Raw genomic sequence first — 26,356 nt, 5'->3', positions numbered from 1 at the left:
TATCGCGGCAGGCCGCTTATGCCAGCGATTGCAGCGCGGCGTTGAAGGTCGCGCTCGGACGCATCACCGCGCCCACCTTGGCCTCGTCCAGCTTGTAGTAACCGCCGATGTCGACCGGCTTGCCCTGCACTTCCAGCAGTTCGGCGACAATCTTGCCTTCGCTCTCGCTGAGCTGCTTGGCCAGCGGCGCGAACTTGGCGGCCAGTTCGGCATCCTCGGTCTGTGCGGCCAGCTCTTGCGCCCAGTACATCGACAGGTAGAACTGGCTGCCCCGGTTGTCGAGCTCGCCAGTCTTCGGCGATGGCGACTTGCGGTTGTCCAGCAGCTTGCCGGTGGCCGCATCCAGGGTCTTGGCCAGCAGCTTGGCCTTGTTGTTGCCGGTCTTGATGCCGAGGTCTTCCAGCGAGACGGCCAGGGCCAGGAACTCGCCCAGCGAATCCCAGCGCAGGTGGTTCTCTTCGACCAGTTGCTGCACGTGCTTTGGCGCCGAACCGCCGGCGCCGGTCTCGTACATGCCGCCGCCCGCCATCAGCGGCACGATCGACAGCATCTTGGCGGACGTGCCCAGTTCCATGATCGGGAACAGGTCGGTCAGGTAGTCGCGCAGGATGTTGCCGGTCACCGAGATGGTGTCCAGGCCGCGCGAGACGCGCTCCAGGGTGTAGCGCATCGCGCGCACCTGCGCCATGATCTGGATGTCCAGGCCGCTCGTGTCGTGATCCTTCAGGTACAGCCTGACCTTCTTGATCAGCTCATTCTCGTGCGGACGGTACGGGTCGAGCCAGAACACGGCCGGCATGCCCGAGTTGCGGGCGCGCGTCACGGCCAGCTTGACCCAGTCGCGGATCGGCGCGTCCTTGACCTGGCACATACGCCAGATGTCGCCGGTCTCGACGTTCTGGCTCATCAGGACTTCGCCGGTGGCGAGGTCGGTGATGTTGGCCACGCCGTCTTCCGGGATCTCGAAGGTCTTGTCGTGCGAGCCGTATTCCTCGGCCTGCTGGGCCATCAGGCCGACGTTCGGGACGGTGCCCATGGTCTTCGGATCGAAGGCGCCATGCCATTTGCAGAAGTTGATGATCTCCTGGTAGATGCGGGCGAAGGTGCTTTCCGGGATGACGGCCTTGACTTCCTTCAGGCGGCCATCGGCGCCGTACATCTTGCCGCCGGCGCGGATCATCGCCGGCATCGACGCGTCGACGATCACGTCGTTCGGCGAGTGGAAGTTGGTGATGCCCTTGGCCGAGTCGACCATGGCCAGTTCAGGACGGTGTTCCTGGCAGGCGTGCAGGTCGCGGACGATTTCCTCGCGCTGCGACGATGGCAGGTCGGCGATCTTGTTGTACAGGTCGGCCATGCCGTTGTTGACGTTGATGCCGAGGCTGTCGAACAGGGCGCCGTGCTTCTCGAAGGCTTCCTTGTAGAACATGCGCACGCAGTGGCCGAACACGATCGGGTGCGAGACCTTCATCATGGTCGCCTTCACGTGCAGCGAGAACAGCATGCCGGTCTGGTGCGCGTCTTCGATCTGCTGCTCGTAGAACGCCAGCAGGGCCTTGCGGCTCATGAACATCGAATCGATGATCTCGCCGGCCTGCAGGGCGACCTTCGGTTTCAGGACGATGTTCTTGCCGCTCCGGGTGATCAGTTCCATCTTGACTTCGCGCGCCGCGTCGAGGGTCATCGACTTCTCGCCGTGGTAGAAGTCGCCATGGGTCATGTGCGAGACGTGGGTGCGCGAGGCCTGCGACCATGGGGCCATCGAGTGCGGATTCTTGCGCGCGTATTCCTTGACGGCGCGCGGCGCGCGGCGGTCCGAGTTACCTTCGCGCAGGACCGGGTTCACCGCCGAGCCGATGCACTTGCCGTACTTGGCCTTGACGGTTTTTTCTTCGTCGGTCTTCGGGTCGGCCGGGTAGTCGGGGATGTTGTAGCCCTTTTGCTGCAGTTCCTTGATCGCGGTGATCAGCTGCGTGACCGAGGCGCTGATGTTGGGCAGCTTGATGATGTTGGCGTCCGGCGTGAGCGTCTTCTTGCCCAGTTCGGCCAGCGCATCGGGCACGCGCTGCTCCGGAGTCAGGTTCTCCGGGAAGGCGGCCAGGATACGGGCCGCGACCGAGATATCGCTGGCCTCGACCGTGATGCCGGCCGGCTTGGTGAAGGTGCTGACCACAGGCAGGAAGGCGTGGGTCGCCAGCAGCGGCGCCTCGTCGGTCAGGGTGTAGATGATGGTCTGATCACTGCTCATGCACATTTTCCTCGGTAGTCGCGAACGCTGTCGCGAGTATAAAACTGACAATTGGCCACAGGCCAAGACCCTGGCGCTCCGCCTTGGCGCACCGCGCTGACGCCGGACATTCTACCCCTCCCAACCCCGGATGGGCAGATCGCGAAGGGGTGTTCAACACCACCCCCCTGCGGCGTCGCGGCCTGGCGCCGAGGTCTTCTATAAGACATAAGACGCGCCATATTATGCCCGAGCTTTGCACGGGTTACCAGTTTTTAAGCGCTTGACAAGCTTGCCGGGCCGAAGCGTGGGAAAATGCAGCGCCAAGCAAAAAAACCCGCCGGGACCGAAGTCGGGCGGGTCTTTCCAACTGCACAGAACTTTGCCGTCGCGGCCCACGGGCCGCGTCGCACGCGGGCTATTAAGCCGACAGTGCTTTCAGGGCAGCAGCCAGGCGGCTCTTGTGGCGCGCTGCCTTGTTCTTGTGGATGATCTTCTTGTCAGCGATGCTGTCGATCTTCGACACGGATTGCTGGAAGATGGTGGTCGCGGCAGCCTTGTCGCCAGCCTGGATGGCTTTGCGGACGGCCTTGATTGCGGTGCGCAGGGTCGAACGCTGCGACGAGTTGTGTGCGTTTTGCTTAACTGCTTGACGAGCGCGTTTGCGCGCTTGTGCGGTATTTGCCATGGAATTTCCTAAATCGGGGTCAAGTTGCGTTTGCAAACATTAGCGACTGTCAAACTGGCGCCGGGGTTGGCTTGCGGTGCCTGCCCAACGATTAGTGTCTGCTAACAGAATTCAGTACAGCCCACGATTATAGCGAAGGTTTCAATTCGGAGCAATTCAAAATTCGAGGACTGTCGGTTTACCGTCCTTGCGGGCCTATAGGGCAGCACGTTGAAACATAGCGGATTCCAGCGAGTTGCCCAAGTATAATCTTGCGCCATGAACCTGCTCAGAACCCTCGCCGCCATTTCCAGCATGACCATGCTGTCGCGCGTCACCGGCCTGCTGCGCGAAAGCCTGTTCGCGCGCGCCTTCGGCGCCTCGGCCTATACCGATGCCTTCATCATCGCCTTCCGCCTGCCGAACCTGCTGCGCCGGCTGTTCGCCGAAGGCGCGTTCTCCCAGGCCTTCGTGCCGATCCTGTCGGAATACAAAACCCAGCACGGCGAGGCGGCCACCAAGACCCTGGTCGACCACGTCGCCACCGCCCTGATCTGGGCCACGGTGCTGACCAGCATCGTCGGCATCGTCGGCGCCCCGCTCCTGATCACGCTGCTGGCCGGCGACCTGCGCGAGACGCCCGGCGCCTACGACGCCTCGGTGATCATGACGCAGATGATGTTCCCGTACATCGCCTGCATGTCCTTCGTGGCCCTGGCCGGCGGCATCCTGAATACCTGGCGCCAGTTCAAGATTCCCGCCTTCACGCCGGTATTGCTGAACCTGTCCTTCATCTTCGCCTCGCTGGTGCTCGTCAACTACCTGGAGCAGCCGATCTATGCGATGGCGATCGCGGTCGTCGTCGGCGGCCTGTTGCAGGTGGCGATCCAGATCCCGTCGCTGGTCAAGATCGGGATGCTGCCGCGCATTTCGATCAACCCGCTGCACGGCCTGCGCGACGCCGGCGTGCGGCGCATGCTCAGAAAAATGGGGCCGGCCGTGTTCGCGGTGTCCGCCGCCCAGATCAGCCTGTTGATCAATACCGGCATCGCCGCCAGCCTGGCGGCCGGCGCCGTCTCGGCCCTGCAATATGCCGACCGCCTGATGGAGTTCCCGACCGCGATGCTGGGCGTGGCCCTGGGCACCATCCTGCTGCCGTCGCTGTCGAAAGCCAATAGCGAAGGCAATACCGAGGAATATGCGGCCCTGCTCAACTGGGGCCTGCGCCTGACCTTCCTGCTGGCGCTGCCGGCGGCGGTGGGCCTGGCGACGCTGGCCGAGCCGATGATCGCCACCCTCTTCCACTACGGCAAATTCGACGATGCGGCGCTGGCGAACTCGGCCTCGCCCCTGATGGCCTACAGCGCCGGCCTGCTCGGCATCATCCTGGTGAAGATCCTGGCGCCGGCCTTCTATGCGCGCCAGGACGTCAAGACGCCGGTGCGCATCGCGATCATGGTGCTGTTCGCGACCCAGCTGATGAACGTGCTGTTCGTGTTCGTGTTCGACCTCGGCGTCGCGGGCCTGGCCCTGTCGATCGGCCTGGGCGCCTGCATCAACGCCACCTGCCTGTACATGGGCCTGCGCCGGCGCGGCATCTACACGCCGCAGCCGGGCTGGCTCACATTCTTCCTCAAGCTGGCCGTCGCGGTCGGCGTGATGGGGCTTCTCGCCTGGTTCGGCCAGGCGCAGTTCGACTGGGCGGCGATGAAGGCGACGCCTGGTTTGCGCATCGGCGCCCTGCTCGGCATCATCGGCGCCTGCGCCTTCGCCTATTTCGCCGTGCTGGCCGTGCTGGGATTCCGGCCGCGCGACTTCCGGCGCCGCGCGGTGTGAGATTGACCACGCTTCAAGACTTGTACTTGACGTTGCAGCCGTAAGGGCGGGTAGTGGCCTGGGCCACGGTCTCGCCCTTCACGACCGCTTCCATCGCGGTCTTGAACAGCGGGCTGGCCTTCTCGATGTCTTCCAGCCTGGCTGACGCGATGCTGTCGATGCCGCCCGCGTAGCGCAGCACGCCCTTGGCGTCGATCACGTACATATGCGGGGTGGTGCGCGCGTCATAGGCCTTGCCGACCGTGCCTTGCGGGTCGAGCAGCACCGCGCCCGGCGCGGCATTGCGGCTGGCCGTCAGCTCGTCGGCCTTCTTGCCGTCCACATGGCCCTGCTCTCCGGGCGCCGACGAGATCACGCTCAGCCAGACCACGCCGGCATCCCTGGCCTGCTTTTGCAGGGCGGGCATGTTCGCCTGGTAATGCTTCTTCACGTAAGGACAATCGTGGTTGGTCCATTCCAGCACCACGACCTTGCCCTTGTAGTCGGCCAGGCTGTGCTGCTTGCCCTTGCTGTCGAGCGCCGTGAAGGCGGGCGCCGGCTGGCCGATGACGGGCGCGGCCAGCGCGGGCGTCGCAGCGGCGCCCAGCAACAGGGCGGCCATCGATACCGTGGTGCGCAGCATGGCGCGACGAGGGGAAGCTTTCATGATCTCTCCTTGTGAGTAAATGATTACTGCTCGAACGACTCGATGACGATGGCCTGGGTCAGCACCGGCGGCAGGAGCACCGGCGCCGATCCGGCCGGATAGAAGGCATAGAACGGCAGGCCGTCGCGCTGGAACGATTGCAAAAACGCCGTGATGGCGGGATCGCGGTTGGTCCAGTCGCCCTTCATGTAGACCACGCCGCGCTCGCGCATGGCCTGCTGGACGGGAGCGGTCGACAAGGTCGTGCGCTCGTTCACCAGGCAGGTGATGCACCAGGCGGCGGTCATGTTGACGAACACCGGCTTGCCTTCGGCGCGCAAGGCGGCCAGGCGCGCGGCGCTGTAGGGTTCGGCCTGCGCGGATTGCGCCGGGGCCGCGGCGGCCGGCGGCCCGGCGCCATGCAGCGCCGCCAGCAGGCCGACGATGCCGGCGCTACCTGAGACGACACCGGCCAGCGCCGCGCCGCGCGGCCGCCACGTCCAGTTCGGACGCTGCTGGCCGAGGCCGACCAGCCAGGCCACCAGGCCCACCAGCACCAGCCCGGCGAGGGCCATGCGCAGGCCGGCCTCGCCCGCCTGCTGGGCCAGCACCCACAGCAGCCAGGCGGCGGTTGCATACATCGGGAACGCCATCGCCTGGCGCAGCGTCACCATCCACGCGCCGGGCCGCGGCAGGCGCCGGGCGAGCGCCGGGAACATCCCGAGCAGCAGGAACGGCAGCGCCAGGCCGAGGCCCATCATCGCGAACACCACCAGGCTCACGTAGGCGGGCGCCACCAGCGCCGAGCCAATCGCGGCGCCCATGAACGGCGCGGTGCAGGGCGTGGCCACCACCACCGCCAGCAAACCGGTGAAGAAGCTGCCGGCATGGCCCTTGCGCTCGGCGAGGCCCTGGCCGGTTCCCGCCAGCTTCGCCGCCAGCGTCCCGCCCACCTCGAACACGCCGGACAGGTTCAGGCCGATCGCCAGCATCAGCCATGACATCGCCGCCACGAACAGCGGCGACTGGAACTGGAAGCCCCAGCCGACCGCGCTGCCCCCTAGACGCACGGCCAGCAGGCCCAAGGCCAGCGCCATGAAGGCGGCCAGCACGCCGAGGGTGTAGAACAGGCCGGACAGGCGGACGGCGCGCCGGTCGCCGCCCGCCATGCCGGCCACGGCTGTGGCCTTGATCGCCAGCACCGGGAACACGCACGGCATCAGGTTCAGGATCAAGCCGCCCAGGAAGGCGAACGAGGCCATCTGCCACAAGGAAAGCGCGGCCGGCGCCCCGACGGCGGGTGCGGGAGCCGGAGCAGGAACGGCGCCCGCCGGCGCGAGTTCGAGCGCGAACCAGCGTTTCTGTCCGCCGCCGTCGGTGATCGCCAGCAGGCCGGTCGATGGCGCGGGCGTGTAGCCCTGGCCCTTGGTCGTCGTCAGCGTGAGCCTGCCCTCTTCCACTGTAAACGCCTGCTCCGCCACGTGGTCGACGACGCCCCAGCTATCCGGAAAGTACAGGGCCGAGCGCACCGAGGCCGGCGAGATGCCTGCGCCCTCGACCGCCAGCTGCAAGGTGGATTCGCCGGCGCGCACCGAGGCGCGCCAGTCGGTCGGCTGCGGCTGGCGCGCGTCGGCGCTCCTGAAGGCGGCCTGGATCGCCGCGTTGGCCGGACGCGCCTGCGCCTCGACCGGCAGCGCCAGGCGGAACTTGCCCTCCTCGGGAATGCACTCCTTTTCGCACACCACCCAGTCGGCATCGGCCTCGAGGACCAGCAGGCTGCCGGGCCGCGCGTCCCGCGGCACCGTGAGCGCCATCGGAAACACGATCTCGTTCTCGTAGCCGTAGCTGGCGACCGGGCCGATGATGAAGCGGTCGGGGCCCGGCCAGGCGATCTCGCCCACCGTGGCGCCGGCTGGCGCCTTGAACGCGATGCCCGGCGGCGAGCCGGCGTCGCCGGGATTCTTCCAGTAGGTGTGCCAGTGCGACGCCAGGCGCTGGCGCAGGCCGATGCGCAATTGCTGGCCCGGACTGACGGCGGCGTATTCGCTCACCAGCGACACCGTGGCGCGCGGACTTTGCTGCACATTGCTTTCTGCGGCCAGCGCCAGGGTCGATGCCAATACGAGGAACAGCGCGCCTGTCAGGGCGCGCCAGGACGTCCGGGCAATGTGTAAATACGGGCGCATGCGATTGTCGGTCATGTCGGGCAGTCGTGCAAAAGTATCACGCGCCTCACTCCCGATCAACCGCCTCGCCCGCCTCGCCCGCCTCCTCGGTCGGCTCCGGCGGTGCGGGTTCGTCTGCCGCTGGAACCGGAATCGGAGCCGGAAGCGGAGGCGGCATCGGAGCACTCTGCGGCGCCGATGGCGCGCTCTGCGCGCCCGGCCCTCCCGACTGCGTCGCCGGGACGACAGGCGCCAGGCTGCGTTCGTTCGCGCCGAAGCGCCACTCCGCTATCCGTTCCTTGTTGTCCAGGCCCTTGAAACGGCTGTCGAAATTGGCGACCTTCAGCGGCTTCGCGTTCGACAGGCTGTGGAGCGCGACCACGCCGGTCTCGCCGTCGCCCAGGTAGACGATGCCCCACTCGGCCTTGCCGGTCAGCGGATCGACGTACACCTTGCGCAGATGGCGCCGCACGGCGGGCGAGCGCGGATCCTTCAACAGTTCGGCCAGCGACGGCGGATAGGGCGAAGCGCCGCGCGGCGTGGCGGCGGCGTAGCTGTCCAGCGCGGCGCTGAAGGCGGCGCCGATCTCCAGCAGTTCTTCCTCTGCCGCGGCGCGCTGCAGGAGCGAGCCGATCTTGAGCGTGGCCGCGCCCACCAGGCCGATGATGGCAACAAAAATGATCAGGCCGAGATAGGTGAAGCCGGCCTGGTGGCGCGCTTTCATTACCACTGTGCGTAGGGACGCCCGCGCCGGTCGTTGCCCGGCGCGCCGCTGCGCAGGTTGGAAAAGCCCCCCTGCTCGCCATCCTGCGGCGCCTCCAGTATCCAGGTGTCGCGGCTTTCGGTGACCGGGTCGAGCGGGATCTCGCGCAGGTATTTTTCTTCCACCAGTTGCTCGAGCGACTCGGGATAGCGCCCGGTGTCGGAGCGGTACTGGTCGACCACGGCGCGCGTGTTGCGCAGGTTGTCGGCCAGGATGGTTTCCCTGGCGCCGTCGATGCTGGGAAAGAAGCGCGGCACGGCGAGCGTCAGCAGCAGGGCCACGATGCCCAGCACCACCAGCAGTTCGATCAGCGTGAAGCCGCATCGTGTTCTCATCGGAATCACCATTTTTGGTAGGGAATACCATTCAGGCCGATGCGCTGCGAGGTCGAATACACGTCGTAGACGTCGTCGCCCTCCTTCGGCTCGTCGGGCTCGCTGGCATAGCTGCGCTTGCCCCAGGTGGCGGCGTCGGACAATGCGGGATCGGGATTGAAGGGGTCGCGCGGCAGGCGCCGCAGAAAATAGATCCTGGCCTGTTTGGGGCTGCGCAGGTCGGGCACGCCCTCGACCAGCAGTTCCAGGCGCTCCGGGTAACCGCTGGCGTCGGCGGCCTTGCTCACGCGGCCTTCGTCGCCTGCCTTCTTGTAGGCGTCCAGGCCGGCGCGGATCTCGCGCAGCGCGCGCCGCAGTTCCTGTTCATCGCGGCGCTGCACCGTGACCTCGGCCACCGGCAGCACCAGGGTGCCCAGCAGTGCGAGGATGGCCAGCGTGACCAGCAGTTCGATCAGCGTGAAGCCTTTGTGCATGCATCGCGCCGGGGCGTTCATCGCTGCGGGATCGGCGGATTGACGCCCGGCGGATAGGCGGCCGGGACCACCTCGGGTTCGGGCGCCGGCGCCGGCGTCGGTTCCGAAGCGGGCGCGGGCTGCGGCGCCGGCGCGCCGGGCGGCGCCGACGGCGGCGAACCCAGTTGCGGCGTGGCCGGCAGCGCCGACGGCGGCACCGAGAAGCTCGGGGTGGGGTCGCTCGGCTGCGCGACCGGCGGCGGCGCGACCGGGGTCGTCTCGACCGGCGCGGCAGTCGGGGGCGAATTCGGGACCGCCAGCGCCGGCGCCGGCGCGCGCACCGCCCCGACAGGCACCCGCACCAGATTGTCGGGGCGGCGGCGGAAGCTGGCCTCGGTGCCGGCGCCGAATTCCGACGCCGACGCCGGCGGGCGCTGCACGGCGCGCACGATGCGCGGCGTGATCGACAGCACGATCTCGGTGCGGTCGCGCTGGTCGCGCTGGCTGCCGAACAGGCGGCCGACGACCGGCAGGTCGCCGATGCCCGGCACCTTGCTGCCGCTGCTGCGGTCCTCGTTGCTGATCAGGCCCGCCAGCACCTGGTTTTCGCCATCCTTCAGTTGCAGCAAGGTGGTGGCCGAACGGGTGCCGATGCGGTAGGCCACGGTGCCGCTGGTGGTGCGCACCGATTCGCCCAGGCTGCTGACCTCGAGCCCGATGCGGATCGCCACTTCATTGTTGAGGTAGATGGTCGGCTCCACGTTCAGGGTCAGGCCGACGTCGATGTAGTTGATGTTTTCGGACGCGAAGCCGCCGATGCCCGAGGACACCGTGGCCGAGATGTTCGGGATCTTGTCGCCGATGACCACCTTGGCCTTTTCCTTGTTGCGCACGCGGATGCGCGGGTTGGCCAGGGTATTGGTGTCGCCGTCGGTCTTGTTGGCGTTGACCGTGGCGCCGATGTCGCTCAGCGCGATATTGCTGCTGTTGAACGTGCGCAGGGAGTCGATCGTCAGCGGCTCGCCGTTCAGCGTCTGCAGCGGCGCGAACGACAGGTTGGTGGGCCAGGCGATGCCGAGGTCCATCACGCTGCTGCGCCGGATCTCGAGCACCTCGACGTCGAGCATGACCTCGGGCTCGGGCACGTCCTGCAGGGCCACCAGCTGGGTGGCGATGCGGATCGCTTCCGGATTGTCGCGCAGGATCACCAGGTTCAGCTTCTCGTCCACCACCACGTCGCGCGCCTTGAGGATGGTCTTGAAGGTGTTGGCGATGCTCTTGGCTTCGGCATTGGCCAGGAAGAAGGTCTTGACCGTCATCTCCTGGTATTCGCGCACCTTGGCCGCCACGTTCGGGTAGATCAGGACCGTGTTGCCGTCCATGACCTGGCGCTCGAGCTGGTTGGTCATCAACAGGTAGTACACCGCTGCCTCGACCGTGCTGTCCTTGAGGAAGATCGAGGTGCGGGTATCGGCCTTGACGTCCTTGTCGAAGATGAAGTTCAGGCCCGAGTGCCGCGCGATGACCTCGAACACCTGCTTGAGCGGCGCCTCGCGAAACTCCAGGCTGATCGGCTTGCGGTAGCTGGCCGCCAGCGCCGCCTGGCCTTTCGGCGCGGCCGCCGCCTTGTCGTCGACTTCCTGCATCAGCTGGCGCGCCGCCTCGTGCGCGGGGCGTTCGGTGAGCACCGCGGCCAGTAGTTGCCGTGCGGTTTCCGGTTCGTCCTTGCCGAGGGCGGCGCGCGCCTCGCCGATGGCGGCCGCGTGGCGGCGCTCGGCCTCGACCTGGCGCAGGCCTGCGCGGGCGCGGTCGTTGACGGGGTCGATCGCCAGCACGCGGCGATAATCCTGGGTCGCCAGCTCGACCTCGCCGGCGGCCAGCGCGCGCCCGGCCTGCTCCACCAGGCGCGCGGTGGCGTTGTCGCGCGCGCGCAGGTAGGCCGCCCGGTAGACCGGGTTGTCCGGCTCGGACGCCAGCGCTTCCTGGTACTTGGCCAGGCCGGCGCCCACCTGGTCGCGGGCCACCAGTTCATTGCCTTCCTGGTAGGCGCGCTGGGCCGCGCACCCTGCCAGCAGCAGTGGGAGCAGCACCATGGCAAAGCCTTGGATCCGGGTTCGCACCATCAGTCGAATACTCCAATATTGAGCTGCTGTCGTTGTTCCAGCGGCAGGTAGGTCAGGGTCAGCACCGGCGGACGGATCGCGTCCACGCGGTAGGTGCCGTCGATGGTGTCGCCATCGTTGACGAGATAGGTGCGTTCGCCGCGCGCCAGGTAGATTTGCCACACGCCGTCCTGCAGCGACTTGCCGATGTAGGTGAACGGCAGCGGCGGCGCGCTCGGCGGCGGCGGCGGGGGCGGCGGCTCGTTCGATGGCGGCGGGGGCGGCGGCGTCCAGTCATGGCGCGCGAACAGGCTGTTTTCTCCCTCCCCGAAGCGATCCCCGCTGGCGCCGATCAGGGTCTCGCGCGGGATCAGGCGCGCGATGGCGACGTCGTCGCCGGTTTTCCCGATGGACGGCGCGGCGCTGCGTGGCGGCGCTGCGGGCGGCGCAGCCGCGGCGCGCTCGACCGGTTCCGCCAGTTCCGTCTGCGGCGCCTTGTCGCCAAACACGGCCAGGCCGGCGGCGAGCGCCAGCGCCACGCCCATGACGATGTGGCGCGGCTTCATGGCTTGCCGCCCTCGGCGAACTCATTGGCAAGATAAAGGGTCAGGCGCAGGCGCGCCTCGACCCCGGCCTCGCCCACGCTGTCGCGGCGGAAGGCCACGTCGTCCAGCGAGGCATGCGGGATCGCGCGCAGCACGTCCATCGCGAACTGCCAGATCGCGCCGTAGCTGCCCTTGACCGGCAGGTTGACCTGGTAGGCGACCAGCTTCGCATTGCGCTCGTCCGTGGCGCGGTATTCGCCCTGGCGCAGCGCCAGGCCGTGGCGCTCGGCCAGCGCGAACACTTGCTTCAACTGGCGCTCCACGCCGCGGCGCTCGCCCAGGGATGCATAGAAGTGCTGCAGGTTCTCGTCGTTGTCGGGCGGCGCCGGCGCGGCGGCAGCCTGCGGCGGCAGCGGCGTGCGCGCCGCGCGCCGCGCCGCCTCGTAGTCTTCGTTCAGTTGCGCGCGCGCCGGCACCAGCGCCAGCTGGACCGCGGCGCCGGCCACCAGCAGCGCCAGCACCAGCGCCACCAGCGGGTCGACGCGCGCCAGCAGCAGGCGCGCGCGCAGCAGCAACGCCCCCGCCTTCAAGAGTCCCCCCACTGCACGCTGACCTGGAACCGCAGCGGGCGGTTCGGGTCCTGCTCCATCACCTCGTGGCGCAGCAGCACCACGCTGCTGAACCATTCCTCGGCCTGCAGGCGCGTGATATAGGCCAGCATCTCGTCGCTCGAGCGCGCCTCGGCGCTGATGCGCACCGTGCGCCGCCTGGCGTCCGGCTCCAGCGCCAGCAGCGCGATCGTGGTCGGCGTGGCTTCGCCCAGCGCCGCCGCCAGGTCGCGCCACGGCAGGTTCAGCTGCAGGATGGCGGCGTTGACGGCGCCGGCCTGGGCCGCCGACACCACGACCCTGGGGGTCGGCGGCGCGGCCACGGGCGCCGGCGCGCTGCGCGCCGCCAGCGCCGCTTGTAGGCTGCGCACTTCGTCCTGTCGTTCAACATAGCGCTGCGTCATGACCAGCGCCGGAATGCACAGCGCCAGCACGCCCGGCAGCGCATAGACCAGGGTTGGCGGCGCGCGAAACAGCGTGCGGCGCAGGCTCGGCGGCGCGAAATCGATGCGGGTGCGCCTCATGCCGCTACTCCCGTGCGCGCCAGGCGCGCCAGTTCCGACCAGTCGTCCGCCTGCTCGAGCAGGCTGCAGGCGAACTTCAGCCGCCCCGGGCTGCTGGCCCAGGCGGCGGGCGCGGCGCCGCTCAACTGCAATCGCTCGGGCCGTGCGATCCCGACCCGCAGCGCTTCGCGCGCAAGATGAGACTCGAGCCACTGGCGGTCGGCCCCCGCCGGGATCGGGCTGCTGCGCACCGCCGCCAGCTTGCGGCCGTCGTAGGCCGCCAGCGACAACACGCCACCATGGACCAGGCCGAACCAGGCGCTGCTCCGCCGTTCGCGGCGCCAGGCGTTCATGGCGGCGACGAATTGCGGACTCACCTCGACCAGGTGGAAGCCGTGTTCGCGGGCGGCCGCCGCCAGCGCGTCGAGCAGGGCCCGGGGCGCCGCCGCGGCCAGGAAGGGATCGACCGCATCCCAGTCGGCGCTGATCGTCCACTCGCTGCCCGCGGCCCCGAACAGGTGCTGGAAGCGCAGCGCGGCGGCCGCCTCCAGGTCGCCCATCCGGGTCGCGCCCGGCGGCGGCGGCACTTGCCACAGGCGCACCAGCTCGTCGGCCAGCACCACGCTCACCGGCCAGCCCTTGACCGGCAGGTCGGACAGCAGCATGCGCAGGCCACGGGCCAGCGCGTCCGGGGCAAACAGGTCGAGCGGCTGCTCGGCCAGGGCCAGCGGCGCGCCGCCGAACAGGCGGCTGGTCTTGACCAGGGCCAGGCCGCCCGCGGCCACCCCCAGGCGCAGTGCCTGCCCCAGGCGCGGCAACGGCGCGGAAAAGCCAGGGGAAAAGCGCAGTCTACGCATGCAGGGTCACCCGCTTGATCTCGTCGATCGTGGTGGCGCCGCGCCGCACCAGGTCGAGCGCCGCCAGGCGCAGGCTGCGGGTGCCGTTGGCGTGGGCCGCGGCCTTGATGCGGCGGATCGGCTGCTTGTCGACGATCAGTTCGCGGATCTCATCGTTCAGGGTCAATATCTCGGCGATCGAACGGCGCCCCTTGTAACCGGTGCCGCGGCAGTCGCCGCAACCCGTGCCGCGCATGAAGACGTAGTCCGCCACCTCGTCGCGCGCCAGGTGCACCGAGGCCAGCTCCTGCGCGCTCGGCTCATAGCGCTCGGCGCAGCGCGGGCAGCACATGCGGATCAGGCGCTGGGCCCAGATGCCGTTCAGCGCCGAGACGAACGCATACGGATCGATGCCCATGTGGGTGAAGCGGCCGAACACGTCGAACACATTGTTGGCGTGGACGGTGGTGAGCACCAGGTGGCCGGTCAGCGCCGACTGCACCGCGATCTCGGCGGTCTCGCGGTCGCGGATCTCGCCCACCATGATCTTGTCCGGGTCGTGGCGCAGGATCGAACGCAGGCCCTTGGCGAAGGTGAGCCCCTTCTTTTCATTGACCGGGATCTGCAGGATGCCCGGCAGCTGGTATTCGACCGGATCCTCGATCGTGATGATCTTCTCGCGGCCGTTGTGGATCTCGGTCAGCGCCGCGTACAGGGTCGTGGTCTTGCCCGAGCCGGTGGGCCCCGTCACCAGCAGCATGCCGTAGGCCTCCCGGGCCAGGTGGCGCAAGGTCGCCAGGGATGGGGCGTCAAAGCCCAGCGCCTCGAGCGTGAGCGCGCCATAGGCCTCGATCATGGCGCGCTTGTCGAGGATGCGGATCACCGCATCCTCGCCGTGGATGCTCGGCATGATCGAGACCCGCAGGTCGATGTCGCGCCCGCCCGCCTCGACCCGGAAGCTGCCGTCCTGCGGGACGCGGCGCTCGGCGATGTCGAGTTCGGCCAGCACCTTCAGGCGCGAGATGATGTGCTCGGCCAGCTCGGTGCCGCCCACGGTGGCGGCGTGATCGAGCACGCCATCGACCCGGTATTTGACGGCCAGCCCGCCGGCGGTGCTCTCCAGGTGGATGTCCGAGGCGCCGGCCTTCAGGGCGTCGTACAGGGTCGAGTTGACCAGCTTGACGGCCGGGCTGCCCGCTTCCGACACCGAGGCGAAGGACAGCACGGTGCCGGTCTTGCCGTCGCGCCGCGCGTCCTGGGCGCCGCCCACCAGCGCATCGACGGCGCGCGCCGACTCTTCCTGCTTCGACAGATAGGCCTGGATGTCGGACTGCAACGCCAGGCACAGGTCCAGCGGCTCCCTGGCGCTGGCGCGCGCCTGGGCCCCGAGCCAGGTCTGCAGGTCGAGGTCGAAGGGATCGGCCAGCACGCCGGTCAGGCGCCCATCCGGATGGCGCAGCAGCGCGCAGTGGCGCGACAGCGCCTGGGCCAGCGGCAACAGTTCAAAGGCCGGAGCCAGCGCCAGCATCGCGCCGGTCTCCATCACCGGCAGGCCGAACGGCGCGGCCAGCTCGCGCACCAATTCGCGCGGGTCGCGCCCGGTCAGGGCTTCGAGCTCGGGCACCAGGCCGCGCCGCGAGACGGCGGCGGCGGCGCGGGCGCGCGCCAGCAGCGCCGTGTCGAAGGGTTCGGCGTGGCCGGCGTCGATCGCGGTGTTCACGACATGTCTCCCGCCAGGTCGAAGATCGGCATGTACAGCAGCACCACGATGGCGCCCACCACCAGGCCGATGGCGGCCATCAGGAGCGGCTCGAAAGTGCGCGTGAAGCGGTCGATCCAGCGTCCGATCTCGCCGTCGTAGAAGGCGGCCGACTGCGTGAGCATCGGGCCCATGTCGCCGGTACGCTCGCCCACGCGCAGCATGCGCAGCGAGATCGGCGTGGTCAGGCCCTGCGCCTCGAAGGCGTTCGACAGCGGCTGGCCGGCCTCGATCGCGGCGCGCGCCGCGGCCAGGTTGCGCGCCAGCTGGCTGGACACCATCGGCTGCACCGTCTCGATCGCGCCGACGATGGTGATGCCGCCCTCGGTCAGCATGCCCAGGGTCAGGTACAGGCGCGACAGCTCGTAGACGCGGGCCCGCTCGCCGATGCCCGGCAGGCGGGCCAGCAGGCGCGCCATGCCGCCGCTGCGCAGCAAATGGCGCACGCCGGCAACCAGGCCGGCGACCAGCAGCGCCGCGGCGACCAGGATCGCGCTGCCGTGGCCGGCAGCGAACTGGCCCCAGTCCAGCATCAGTTGCGACATCCACGGCAGGTCGCGCCCGGCCCCGTGGTAGACCTCGGCGAACTTCGGCACCACGTAGCCGATCAGGAAGGCGCTGACGCCGCCGCCGACCATCAACAGGATCACCGGATAGATCGAGGCGCTGACGATCTTGGAACGCACGGTGTCGATGCGCTGCTGGTAGTCGATATACCGCGCCAGCGCGCGCGGCAGGTCGCTGGTGCCTTCGGCGGCGCGCACGATGCCGACGTACAGCGGCGGAAACAGGGCCGGCTGGGCCGCCAGCACGCTGGAAAAGCGCTTGCCTTCGCGCAGGCCGCCCAGCAGCCGTTCCAGTACGCCGCGCGTGGCCGGCGCGGCCTCCTTCTCGAGCAGGGCCTCCAGGCTTTCGACGATGCCCAGGCCCGCGTTGAGCAAGGCCAGCAACTCCTGGCTGAACAGCACGAGGGAGAGCTTGCCGGCCCTGCCGGGGCGCGCCAGCGCCGCCCCGCGCGCCGGCTCGACGGCGCTGACGAACAGGCCGCGCGCCTCGACCTGGCGGCGCGCGTCCTGGGCGTCGAGCGCGTCGACGACGACGTTCGAGATCGACATATCGGGCGCGAGGGTACGAACGGCGAACTGCATGGGATGCCCGGCGAGGTTGCGGTATGGCGGAAAAAAGTCAGTTCGAGGTGATGTCGGCGTTGTCGCCGGTCCCGCCCGGCTGTCCATCCTTGCCGAGGGACAGCACTTCGTAGTCGCCGCGGGCGCCCGGGGCGCGGTACTGGTAGGGATTGCCCCAGGGGTCGGGCGGAATCGCCTTCTTCAGATAGGGGCCGTTCCATTTGGCGCCGGCGCTCGGCGGCGCCGTCATGAGGGCGGCCAGGCCTTCTTCCGTCGTCGGATAACGGCCGACGTCGAGCCGGTAGGTGTCGAGGGTCTTGTCGAAGGCGTCGATCTGGGCGCGGGCGGCGGTGACTTCGGATTTGCCGAGCTGCGAGAAGTACTTGGGTCCGACGTAGGCGGCGAGCAGGCCGATGATGACGATCACCACCAGCAGCTCCAGCAGCGTGAAGCCCGCGCTGCGCCCAATGCGGACGACGGCGCCCTGTTTCTTAGCAAAAACCATCAAGCGACTCCTAGATTGCTTCTTTGAAATCCTGCCCGTGAAAGGTAACACGCTGCCGAGCGCGGCGACAACTGTTCTTTTCAAAAAAACACCATCCCGATGCAAGACGCAACCGGATTAACAACCCGATTAATTTCGGCCAATAACCTCGCCTAAATTCAGCTGATGCGTATTTCAAACAGGCGCCCACAGGGCGGAAATAATGATTGCCCATAGGAGAAACCGAATTTAATCAATGCAAGTTGTGGAAAGTCAAAATATTGCTTGTTAAACTTTTTTACACTTTTCTTACTGCCATTGATATATTTCTTGGCAACCTGAAACTCAGGTGCCACCCGCAGTGCCCCGCCCTACCCAGGCGAGAGAAATCCCAACCACAAAGGCAAATCATGACTCGGAAATCGCACATGGCATTACCCTCCCTGACCAAGTTCGCCGCCGCCGCCCTCGGCGCCGCGGCGATCGCCGCTCCGGCCCAAGGCGCGAACATCAATTTCGACGCCGGCGCGGGCATGCTGTTCGGCAGCGGCGACAGCTGGCAGGAGCAAGGGTACAGGCTGACCTTCGAAGCCTACAACCCGGCGGACGTGGGCAGCCTGGTCGGCGCGATCGTCGACACCAGCGATCCGGGTTACTGCGTCGGCATGGCGTGCCCGGTCAACGGCGAAGGCGGCTATTACGGCGCCTTCAACGACAGCATCGTCTGGGTCGATTCCGAAGCCGCCGGCGGCTCCTTCATGGTCAAGTCGATCGACGCCAGCTTCATCGGCCTGGATGCGGCCCTGGGCGGTTATCCGATCTATTCCGGCCTGCTGCGGATGCAGGGCTTCCTGGCCGACGGCGGCTATATGGTGCAAGACCTGCTGCTCGACGGCCCCAGCGCGCAAGGCTTCCTGTTCGGCCGCTATTCGCCGTTCGAGACCTTCGCCAACACCGCCTTCGTGAGCATGGCCATGTTCGGCTTTACCTGCGACACCTCCGGCAACTGCTCGGCATTCCAGAGCAACCGCGGCCAGTTCGCCATCGACAACCTGGTGCTCGAAGACGCGCTGGCCGAGGTGCCGGAGCCGGCCAGCCTCGCGCTGTTCGGTCTTGGCCTGCTGGGTCTTGCCGCCCGCGCCCGCCGCCGCAATGCCTGAGCACACCGTCACACCAACGCCGAACCCCGCAGAATCCAAGGACATGCATCCATGAAACTTCGCCCAATTTCCGCCGCCATCCTGTTCGCACTGAGCGGCCTGTCGCTGGCAGTCCAGGCCGACGACGTCCGCCGGCCCTATGTCGTGCAACTGACCGACAAGCCGATCGCCTCCTATGACGGCAGCGTCAGCGGCCTGGCCGCCACCCAGCCGCGCCAGGGCCAGCGCCTTGACCTGAACAGCGCCAGCGTCCAGCTCTACAGCGGCTACCTGGCCCAGAAGAAGGCCGCCGTGCGCGCCGCCATCGGCGGCGCGCCAGTTGTGCACGACTACAAGGTGGTGCTCAACGGCTTCTCCGCCATGCTGACCGACGCCGAAGTGCGCGCCCTGATGGTCCGCGGCGACGTGCTGGCGGTCACGCCCGACGTGCCGCGCGAAGTGACCACCGTGTCCACCCGTGACTTCCTCAAGCTGACCGGCCCGAACGGCGCCTGGTCCAAGCTCGGCGGCGTGACCGAGGCCGGCGAAGACGTCATCATCGGCATCGTCGACACCGGCATCTGGCCCGAGCACCTGTCCTACGCCGACCGCGTGGACGCCAACGGCAAGCCGACCCACGACACCAGCGGCAGCCTGGCCTATTCGGCGCCGCCGGCGCGCTGGCAGGGCGATTGCCAGACCGGCGAAGGCTTCACCACCGCCCACTGCAACAACAAGCTGATCGGCGCGCAATACTTCGACAATACGTTCCTGAGCGTCGGCCGCACCGCCCACTGGAGCGAATTCCGCTCCTCGCCGCGCGATTCGCTCGGCGGCGACGTCGGCGAGGGCAGCCACGGCACCCACACCTCGACCACCGCCGGCGGCAACCATGGCGTGGACGTGACCATGGCCGGCGTCAACGTCGGCGAAATGTCGGGCGTCGCGCCACGGGCGCGCATCGCTTCCTACAAGGTGTGCTGGACCTATGTCGACCCCAGCGTGGCGATCGGCCGCCGCAACAGCTGCTACGTCGGCGACAGCGTGGCCGCGATCGAGAAGGCCGTCGCCGACGGCGTCCACGTGATCAACTTCTCGATCAGCGGCGGCACCAGCGTCACCGATCCGGTCGAGCAGGCCTTCTTCGGCGCCGCCAACGCCGGCGTCGTGGCCGTCGCCTCGGCCGGCAACGACGGACCGGGCAACCAGGTGGCCCACATCAGCCCGTGGCACACCACGGTCGGCGCCTCGACCCACAACCGCGAATTCCAGGCGACGGTCACCCTGGGCAACGGCCAGAAATACACCGGCGCCTCGATGAATACCACGCCGCTGCCGGCCGAGCCGGTCGTCGACGCCTCCAGCGTCGGCCTGCCGGGCGCCAACGCCAACCGCCTCGCCCTGTGCTACAGCGCCTCGTTCAACGGCGGCCAGCCCGTGCTCGACCCGGCCAAGGTGGCCGGCAAGGTGGTGATCTGCAACCGCGGCGAGAACGACCGGGTCGACAAGAGCCGCGCGGTGCGCGAAGCCGGCGGCGTCGGCATGATCCAGGTCGACAACGGCGCCGGCCTGGTCGCCGACAGGCACTCGGTGCCCTCGGTCCACGTCACCCAGGCCGACGGCCAGGCGATCCGCAGCTACGCGGCCGCGAGCGCCGCCAGCGCCACCGCCGCGATCAGCAAGTTCGTGGTCGGCGTATCGAGGCTGAATGCCCCGATCATGGCCGGCTTCTCGTCGCGCGGCCCGAACCGCGCCGACGCCAACGTGCTCAAGCCGGACATCACCGCGCCGGGCGTGGACATCATCGCCGGCGGCACGCCGGGCCTGACCCAGGAACAGCGTGACGACATCGTCAACGGCACCCTGGTGCCGCCGGTCGAGTTCGTGTCGTTGCAGGGCACCTCGATGTCGGCGCCGCACGTGGCCGGCGTGAGCGCCCTGGTGCGCCAGAAATACCCGACCTGGTCGCCGGCGATGATCAAGTCGGCAATGATGACCACCGCGACCGACACCTTCCCGGATACGCTGACCGGCGACATCCGCGGCGGGCTGCCGTTCGCGCAGGGCGCGGGCCACGTCAACCCGACCGCCGCGCTCGACCCGGGCCTGGTGTACGACATCGCCGAAGCCGACTACCGCAAATACCTGTGCGGCGCCGGCGTCGCCACCCAGTGCGCGGGCGGCCAGATCCCCGGCTACGACCTGAACCTGCCGTCGATCTCCGTCGGCAACGTGCTCGGTTCGGTGAGGGTCACCCGTTCGGTGACCAACGTCAGCACCAGCGCGTCGAGCTTCACCTCGCAGATCTCGGTGCCGGGTTATAGCGCCGTCGTGACCCCGGCCACGCTGGCGATCGAGCCGGGCCAGACCAAGTCGTTCACGGTGACCCTGACCCGTAACGGCGCGCCCGAAAACGCCTGGCAGTTCGGTTCGCTGACCTGGACCGGCGGCGGCCATACCGTGCGCAGCCCGGTCGTGGCCCGCTCGGGCAGGCTGATCATCGCCCCGACGTTCATCTCGAGCGACCGCGCCAGCGGCAGCAAGGCCCTGTCCATCACCACCGGCTTCGCCGGCAAGATGGGAGCGACCGTCGGCGGCCTGAAGGAAATCGTGCGCACGGCAAACACCATCGCGCCGGCGCCGGATGGCAGCCTCGACACGCTGAGCCTGATGGCCGACGCCTGCCACCGCGGCCTGTACGGCGCCCGCGTGCTGCCGGTGACCTTCACCGCCGACACGGTGGCGGCGCAATTCGAGCTGTTCGACCGCGATACCAGCGGCCAGGGTGGGGACGACCTCGACCTGGTGATGGTGAACGCGGCCGGCCAGCTGGTCGCCTACTCCGCCAGCTACGGCTCGGACGAAACGATCGCGCTGGCGGCCCCGCCGGCAGGCAACTACCGCGTCTGCACGCTGGGCTACAGCACCGCCTCCGGCGGCACCACCTCGTATGGCCTGCATGCGGTGGTCGTCAATACCACCGACAAGGGCGGCAACCTGCGCGCCATGGTGCCGGCCACCGTGTATGCCGGCGGCAAGGCGACGGTGGCGGTGAGCTGGTCCGGCCTGCCGAGCGGCAAGCGCTTCCTGGGCGGCGTGCGCCTGCTGGACGCCAGCGGCGCGATCGGCTCGACCACCGTGCTGCAGGTCGAGACCAACCAGCCGGTGCCGAAGGCCGAGCGTCCGCAGCGCGTCAAGGAGAAGGACGTCGGCGTGTAATTGAAGGAGACGGGGCCCATGGCCCCGGCCGAATGGACAAAGCGCGCCCCGGCGCGCTTTGTCTTTTTTGGTGGGCTATTTTTGGCGGACTATTGACGGACTGCGGAGCCAATCAGGCTGCCGGCGAACCCAGCTGGCAAGCGCCGGCGACGCAGACGGCGCCCGGGTCGGGGCGGTGGATGCAGATCGACATCTCGCCGGTACGCTGGATCTCGGCCTGGCGCTCGGTCTTCGAACGTTCGGCCAGCGCCAGGAGCGCCTTCCCGTCGGTCGTCGCGGTCGAATACGGCAGGTATTCCTGCGGGCCGCCGCAGGCCAGCGCGCCGACCGGGAGCGAGCGGCATTGCGCATTGTCGCTGCAGGTGGGCGTGCCGATCAGACGCTTGATCTCGGACACGGTGGCGCCGGGCTGGAGCGCGACGACCGGCGCCGCGCCGTCTTTCACCGGCGGCTGGGCCGGATCGTGGGCCTGGGTGGTGCAGGCGGCAGTGGCGCCCAACACGAGGATAAGGAGGAGTTTTTTCATGCCGCCATCTTCGCGCGCACGGTAAGGCTGGTCAAGCGGATCGGATTGACCAACTGTGTCCGGATGTATCGTCCGCCTGTTGCGCACACCTTACGGAACACCACCAAGCCTAATTTATTTCCTAAATACATTTTCTATTTCCATGTAGATATATTTCTCAATTACAGGCAAACGGAGTGAACGTCGCGCATCCCGCTCACATCCCGTATCTCATCCGCTGTGAGCCTAAAAGTTCGCAGACACAAAAATTGACCGCAGGGAAATTTTACTTATTACAATGGCTTCGTTAAAGACGAGCTTGTTCGAGTTCATAGATGACCCTCCTGCGCCCCCTCATCGCCTTCTTCCTGACCTCCCTGCTGGCTGCCTGCGGCGGCGAGTACGACCTCGACACGACGGCCCGCACCGCGGCGGCTGCCACCATTGCTGGAGCATCCGCCTTCGCCGGGACGCCGGCAACCGGACCGAACCCGGCGCCAGGCGCCCCGCTCATTGCCACCACCGCCACCCTCGCCTCGGCGACGATGCCCGCGCCCGACTGCGCCGCCGAAGGCTGCGTCAGCCTGCGCATCATCGACGGCAATGCCGAAGCCTGGCGCATCGATGCCCAGCGCCGCGCCGCGCGCGAGGCCGGCCTGCCCCAGTCCTGAGCTCGGCGCGCCGGCGTCGGCGTTAGCGCCGCGGGAGCGGGAGCGGGAGCGGGCGGCGCGTCGCGGCCAGCAGGAACAGGCCGCTCGCGACCAGCAGCCAGGCGCCCGGCTCCGGCACCTCCGCCACGCTGGCGAAGGCCGGGTCCACCAGTTGCAGCGCGACCGGCTCGCCCGCAACCAGGTTCATCTCGACCACATTGCCGGCGGCGCCCAGGTAATGGTAGGCGTCGTCGATGAAGGCGACGCTGAACAGGGTGCCGTTGACGCCCTCGCCCAGGTCGAACTCGACGTCGAAGCTGAACAGGCCGCCGAACGCGACGAGTTGCTCGAAGAAGTTGAAGTCCGGACCATTGCGCAGCACGACGCCGTTGACGACGTCGCCACTGACGTTGCCCGATGACGGCAAGACGCCGCCGTCCAGGAAGGCGCCGCTGAAGTTGCCGAGGCGGGCCACCGTCGGCGCCGCGTCCAGCGGGCCGTTCAGGCCCAGGTCGAGGTAGCCGACGGCGCCGGCCAGGGCCGAGGTATCGAGCGAGACACGGTACAGCGGACCGGCCAGCGCCGCCGGGGCGCCGAACACGATCGACAGCGCCAGCAGCGCGCGCAGCAGCAGGGGTGCAAGGGATGAGGTGAAGTGCGACATGTCGGTTTTCCTTTAGAGCGAGCCGGAGACCAGCTGCGGCGTATAAGTGAAGTTGCGCTTGGCGCCATTGGTGAATGCGGTGGCGATCGTGACCGTGGCGCCCGGCGCGATGCCGGCCTGCGGCAGCGTGACGTACGGTGCGCCCTCGTGCATGCCGGCCGGGTTGTCGAGGGTGACGCCGGTCGGCAGGCCGCGCAGCACCAGGTGCAGCGGACCGCTCAGGTGCTGGCCGCTCGTGTTGGTGACCGTGACGTTGCCGGTGGTCTTGCCCGTCGCACGATGGATGCTGAAGCCGCCGATCACGATCCTGCTCGACGCCGTCACGTCGGTATGCGAGCCGGTCAGGTTCAGGCTGACCACCAGCGGGTCGTGGTCCGAGGCGCGCCAGGCGTTCTTGCGGTACGGGTCTTGCGCCGTATCGCCCAGGTTGTAGTCGATGGTTTCCGGCTCGTCGGCATTGCTGTGCCATTCGACCGCGCCCGCCACCTGCGGCGCCAGCGAGCCGCTCGCCAGCGCATGGTCGAGGTAGCCCGACAGGCCGTTGAACACATAGGAATACGGCATGCCGTGCGGACGCACGAAGCGTTCGAGCAGGTTGACCATGCCGGCCTGCTGCGTCAGATGATTGATCGGGGTCTCGAAGGCGTACGCATTCAGGTCGCCGATCACGAGCACGTCCGGATCCCCGGCCGCCTTGACTACCTGCGGGATGAAATACTCGGCGAGGCGCCGGGCCTGCTCGGTACGGGTACGGTCCCAGCAGCCTTCGCCGTTGCCCGGGTCGGTGTCGCCAGGACCGGCGCCGCTGCAGCCACCCTTCGATTTCAGGTGGTTCACGATCACCGAGAAGGCGCCGCCGCCCTGCCTGGCCCTGAATGCCTGGGCCATCGGCGGGCGGTTGTTGATCTCGTGGCCGTCCGACAGCGCGCTGCCTGCCAGGCTCAGCCTGGCGGGCTTGTAGATCATCGCCACCCGGATCGCGTCGGTGCCCAGCGCCGCCGGCTTCGGCACCACGGCATAGGCGCCGGGCGTGGTGGCGGCGTTCAGTTGCTCGACCAGGTAGCCGACCGCGACGTCGCCATTGTTCTGGATTTCCATCAGGCCGACCACGTCGGCATCGAGTGCGGCCAGCGAGGCGACGATCTTGTCGCGCTGGCGCACGAATTCGGCGCTGTTGTCGGCGCCGCGGCACTCCCTGGCGGAAGTCGTGTTGCCGATGGTGCAGCCCTGGCCGCTGCGGCCCCAGGCGTCGTGGCCATCGGTGAAGGTGGTGAAGAAATTGAGCACATTGGCGCTGGCCACCTTGATCGCGCCCGGCAGGGCCGGGGCCGGAGTGCGCGGGTTGGCGCGCGCGAAGCTCGGCGCGACGGTCGGCTGCAGCTTGAAGCCGGCGCCGCCGCCGCCCAGCGCGCCATAGTCGACCACGCCGGTCAGGTCGTGCACGGTGTCGCCCACGCGCACGGTGCCGTCTTCCGCCAGATAGGGGATGGTGGCCGGCGCCACGAAGATGCCGTCGTCGAGCACGATCTGGTTGCTCGCATGTTCGCGCGCGAGCGCGAGCGCCTCGGGCGAGCCGAGCGGATACCGGTTGGTCGGATTCTCGCGGCGGCCGTTGGCCAGGATCAGCTCGCCACGATCGCCGAGGTTGCGGTTGCCGTTGACGGTGAGCGGCGTTGCAAAGCGCACCAGCATGCCTTCCACGTCCGCCAGGTTCGCGTTCGGGAGGGTGATATTGGCCGGCACGATGGCCGGGCCGGCGCCCAGCGACACGATGCTGCTGACGTCCTTGAGCTCGGTGTAGCTGCGGGTCGCGCCGCTCGGGCGGTATTCCTCGACCGTGCCGGTCACGCGCACGAGCGTGCCGACCGGCAAGTCCGTGGTCTTGCCATAGATGTACAGGCCATCCGACGTCGATGGATCGCCGTCGCCCTGCGCGTCCTGGATGAAGAAGCCGGCGCCGACCTTGGCGGTGATCACGCCCTGCGTGGTCTGGACGGTGCCGACGTAGGCGCTGGCCGGCCCCGAACCCTGGAGCGTCGGGATGCGCAACTGGCCGGCGACGGCGACGTCGACCGTGCAGCGCTCGGTGTCGCCTTCGGTGTTGGCGAACTCGATCTGGACCGGATAGCGGCCGCCGGCCAGCCTGTCGCCGACCATGAGGCGCGCGGCGGCAGGGCCGCCGATGGCGTTCGACGGCGCGAAGTCGGCCAGGCCAATGCCGGCCACGGCGCCGGCCACGATGGCGGCGCGCGTCACCATGCTGTCGGCGTCGACCGCCGACAGCTGGGCCGAGGACGCGCTGCCCTGGGCGACCTGGAGCGCCGCCGGGCAGCTCGGCACGATCGGCTGGATGCCGGGAGCGCCGCCGCCGTCGCAGGCAGCCAACGGCGAACGGGTGCTGCGCGGACCGTTGACCGGGCCAGCGACGAAGTCGTCGCGGTTGTTGTCGGTGTCCTGGCAGCCCTGGGCCAGGCGCGCGATCGCATTGACGGTCGACGGCGCCGGCGCGGCCGCCCCTTCGAAGCGGTTGGCCGTGCCGAATCCGACCAGGTCGACCAGGTTGGCGCCTTCCGGCGTGGACATCTGCGTGCGTCCATTGACCAGCGCCACCTTGCCCGCGGCACCGGCCATGTCGAGGCCGTTGTTGAACAGATCGCCCTCGCCCACCGCATTCGGACCACCGCCATTGCGGCCCAGGACCAGGAAATACTGGCCGGGCGCCAGGGTCAGGTCTGGAAGCACCGTCACCGCGCCCCAGTTGGCGCCAGTGGCGGACTGGTATTGCAGGCTCATGCCGTCGAGCCGGACCGGGGCCTCGCTACGGTTGAACAACTCGACGAAGTCGTGGCTCCACTGGCCGCCGGCGTTGTTCGACGCGCCATACAGCTGGCTGATCACCACGTCGCCGGGTGCGGCGTGGGCGCCGGCGGCAAGGCCCGCCAGCAAGGTCGCCAGCAGCGTGCGCCGCGGTGCGAAGGATGCAAAAGTCGTCATGGATTCCCCATTAATGATCGCACAAGATGTGCCCGCCAGATTCATTAACAGAATGATAGTAATTGCGGATATTGACAACATGATGACCAGAAATTAGCCACGGAGGGTAATTTCTAGCTTAGCGGCAAACCAACGCGTCGGCGTCGGGTTT

22 protein-coding genes are annotated in these 26,356 nt (G+C 68.3%); 4 read left to right on the top strand and 18 right to left on the bottom strand.

Features of this window, described 5'->3' with window-relative positions:
• Window positions 1–16 precede the first annotated feature (16 nt).
• A complete protein-coding gene (locus ACZ9AQ_RS15360) occupies window positions 17–2,248 on the bottom strand; it encodes an NADP-dependent isocitrate dehydrogenase (RefSeq protein ID WP_429204334.1) in 2,232 nt (743 codons plus the stop codon).
• 400 nt (window positions 2,249–2,648) lie between these two features.
• The gene (rpsT, locus tag ACZ9AQ_RS15355) at window positions 2,649–2,915 is read right to left on the bottom strand and encodes a 30S ribosomal protein S20 (RefSeq protein ID WP_005669248.1); all 267 of its coding nucleotides are present in this window, start codon (window positions 2,913–2,915) and stop codon (window positions 2,649–2,651) included.
• A 258-nt stretch (window positions 2,916–3,173) separates the two neighbouring features.
• On the opposite strand from rpsT, the gene murJ reads away from it, so the two are divergent.
• The gene (murJ, locus tag ACZ9AQ_RS15350; RefSeq protein ID WP_429204333.1) at window positions 3,174–4,730 is read left to right on the top strand and encodes a murein biosynthesis integral membrane protein MurJ; all 1,557 of its coding nucleotides are present in this window, start codon (window positions 3,174–3,176) and stop codon (window positions 4,728–4,730) included.
• Between the two features lie 13 nt (window positions 4,731–4,743).
• Here murJ and ACZ9AQ_RS15345 read toward each other — a convergent pair whose 3' ends face one another.
• Genes ACZ9AQ_RS15345 through gspG form a run of 13 tightly spaced genes read right to left on the bottom strand, consistent with a single transcriptional unit; the run spans window position 4,744 to window position 17,055 of the window.
• Window positions 4,744–5,376 (bottom strand): redoxin domain-containing protein, encoded by a 633-nt coding sequence (locus ACZ9AQ_RS15345; RefSeq protein ID WP_429204332.1) that lies wholly within the window; start codon window positions 5,374–5,376, stop codon window positions 4,744–4,746.
• A 23-nt stretch (window positions 5,377–5,399) separates the two neighbouring features.
• Window positions 5,400–7,556 (bottom strand): protein-disulfide reductase DsbD family protein, encoded by a 2,157-nt coding sequence (locus tag ACZ9AQ_RS15340; RefSeq protein WP_429204331.1) that lies wholly within the window; start codon window positions 7,554–7,556, stop codon window positions 5,400–5,402.
• A gap of 31 nt (window positions 7,557–7,587) precedes the next feature.
• Window positions 7,588–8,244, bottom strand: coding sequence for a type II secretion system protein (locus ACZ9AQ_RS15335; RefSeq protein ID WP_429204329.1), 657 nt, complete (start codon window positions 8,242–8,244; stop codon window positions 7,588–7,590).
• A complete protein-coding gene (locus ACZ9AQ_RS15330; RefSeq protein ID WP_429204328.1) occupies window positions 8,244–8,618 on the bottom strand; it encodes a type II secretion system protein in 375 nt (124 codons plus the stop codon). The genes ACZ9AQ_RS15335 and ACZ9AQ_RS15330 overlap by 1 nt, the downstream gene beginning before the upstream one ends.
• 5 nt (window positions 8,619–8,623) lie before the next feature.
• A complete protein-coding gene (locus tag ACZ9AQ_RS15325) occupies window positions 8,624–9,091 on the bottom strand; it encodes a type II secretion system protein (protein WP_429204327.1) in 468 nt (155 codons plus the stop codon).
• Between the two features lie 17 nt (window positions 9,092–9,108).
• The gene (locus ACZ9AQ_RS15320) at window positions 9,109–11,163 is read right to left on the bottom strand and encodes a secretin N-terminal domain-containing protein (protein ID WP_429204325.1); all 2,055 of its coding nucleotides are present in this window, start codon (window positions 11,161–11,163) and stop codon (window positions 9,109–9,111) included.
• 29 nt (window positions 11,164–11,192) lie between these two features.
• Complete coding sequence (locus ACZ9AQ_RS15315; protein ID WP_429204324.1) at window positions 11,193–11,738, bottom strand: hypothetical protein; 546 nt, start codon at window positions 11,736–11,738, stop codon at window positions 11,193–11,195.
• The gene (locus ACZ9AQ_RS15310) at window positions 11,735–12,319 is read right to left on the bottom strand and encodes a hypothetical protein (protein ID WP_429204322.1); all 585 of its coding nucleotides are present in this window, start codon (window positions 12,317–12,319) and stop codon (window positions 11,735–11,737) included. The genes ACZ9AQ_RS15315 and ACZ9AQ_RS15310 overlap by 4 nt, the downstream gene beginning before the upstream one ends.
• Window positions 12,304–12,849 (bottom strand): PilN domain-containing protein, encoded by a 546-nt coding sequence (locus ACZ9AQ_RS15305; RefSeq protein ID WP_429204320.1) that lies wholly within the window; start codon window positions 12,847–12,849, stop codon window positions 12,304–12,306. The genes ACZ9AQ_RS15310 and ACZ9AQ_RS15305 overlap by 16 nt, the downstream gene beginning before the upstream one ends.
• Entirely contained in the window at window positions 12,846–13,685 is an 840-nt protein-coding gene (locus ACZ9AQ_RS15300; protein ID WP_429204318.1) for a hypothetical protein, read from the bottom strand. Before ACZ9AQ_RS15300 ends, ACZ9AQ_RS15305 begins: the two co-directional genes overlap by 4 nt.
• Window positions 13,678–15,384, bottom strand: coding sequence for a GspE/PulE family protein (locus ACZ9AQ_RS15295; RefSeq protein WP_429204317.1), 1,707 nt, complete (start codon window positions 15,382–15,384; stop codon window positions 13,678–13,680). The genes ACZ9AQ_RS15300 and ACZ9AQ_RS15295 overlap by 8 nt, the downstream gene beginning before the upstream one ends.
• Window positions 15,381–16,571: a type II secretion system F family protein gene (locus ACZ9AQ_RS15290; RefSeq protein WP_429204316.1), complete on the bottom strand. Its 1,191-nt coding sequence runs from the start codon at window positions 16,569–16,571 to the stop codon at window positions 15,381–15,383. The genes ACZ9AQ_RS15295 and ACZ9AQ_RS15290 overlap by 4 nt, the downstream gene beginning before the upstream one ends.
• Window positions 16,572–16,608: 37 nt before the next feature.
• Window positions 16,609–17,055, bottom strand: a complete 447-nt coding sequence (gene gspG / locus ACZ9AQ_RS15285) for a type II secretion system major pseudopilin GspG (RefSeq protein WP_429204315.1) — start codon at window positions 17,053–17,055, stop codon at window positions 16,609–16,611.
• A gap of 407 nt (window positions 17,056–17,462) precedes the next feature.
• Here gspG and ACZ9AQ_RS15280 point away from each other — a divergent pair, with 407 nt between their 5' ends.
• Both ACZ9AQ_RS15280 and ACZ9AQ_RS15275 read left to right on the top strand, forming a co-directional pair.
• Entirely contained in the window at window positions 17,463–18,194 is a 732-nt protein-coding gene (locus ACZ9AQ_RS15280; protein ID WP_429204314.1) for an NF038120 family PEP-CTERM protein, read from the top strand.
• 51 nt (window positions 18,195–18,245) lie between these two features.
• Window positions 18,246–21,392, top strand: coding sequence for a S8 family peptidase (locus ACZ9AQ_RS15275; RefSeq protein ID WP_429204312.1), 3,147 nt, complete (start codon window positions 18,246–18,248; stop codon window positions 21,390–21,392).
• Window positions 21,393–21,504: 112 nt separating this feature from the next.
• Here ACZ9AQ_RS15275 and ACZ9AQ_RS15270 read toward each other — a convergent pair whose 3' ends face one another.
• Window positions 21,505–21,918: a hypothetical protein gene (locus tag ACZ9AQ_RS15270; protein ID WP_429204310.1), complete on the bottom strand. Its 414-nt coding sequence runs from the start codon at window positions 21,916–21,918 to the stop codon at window positions 21,505–21,507.
• Window positions 21,919–22,232: 314 nt separating this feature from the next.
• Here ACZ9AQ_RS15270 and ACZ9AQ_RS15265 point away from each other — a divergent pair, with 314 nt between their 5' ends.
• Window positions 22,233–22,568, top strand: a complete 336-nt coding sequence (locus tag ACZ9AQ_RS15265) for a hypothetical protein (protein WP_429204309.1) — start codon at window positions 22,233–22,235, stop codon at window positions 22,566–22,568.
• Between the two features lie 22 nt (window positions 22,569–22,590).
• On the opposite strand, the gene ACZ9AQ_RS15260 is transcribed toward ACZ9AQ_RS15265, so the two are convergent.
• A complete protein-coding gene (locus ACZ9AQ_RS15260; RefSeq protein WP_429204307.1) occupies window positions 22,591–23,211 on the bottom strand; it encodes an NF038129 family PEP-CTERM protein in 621 nt (206 codons plus the stop codon).
• 12 nt (window positions 23,212–23,223) lie between these two features.
• Window positions 23,224–26,205 carry an ExeM/NucH family extracellular endonuclease gene (locus ACZ9AQ_RS15255; protein ID WP_429204305.1) on the bottom strand — a complete coding sequence of 994 codons (2,982 nt, stop codon included), beginning with the start codon at window positions 26,203–26,205 and terminating at the stop codon, window positions 23,224–23,226.
• Window positions 26,206–26,356: the final 151 nt, after the last annotated feature.

It is taken from the genome of Massilia sp. UYP34 (genome assembly GCF_056279385.1).
The sequence above is the reverse complement of the archived record's forward strand: the minus strand, read 5'-3'. Positions and strand labels throughout refer to the sequence as shown.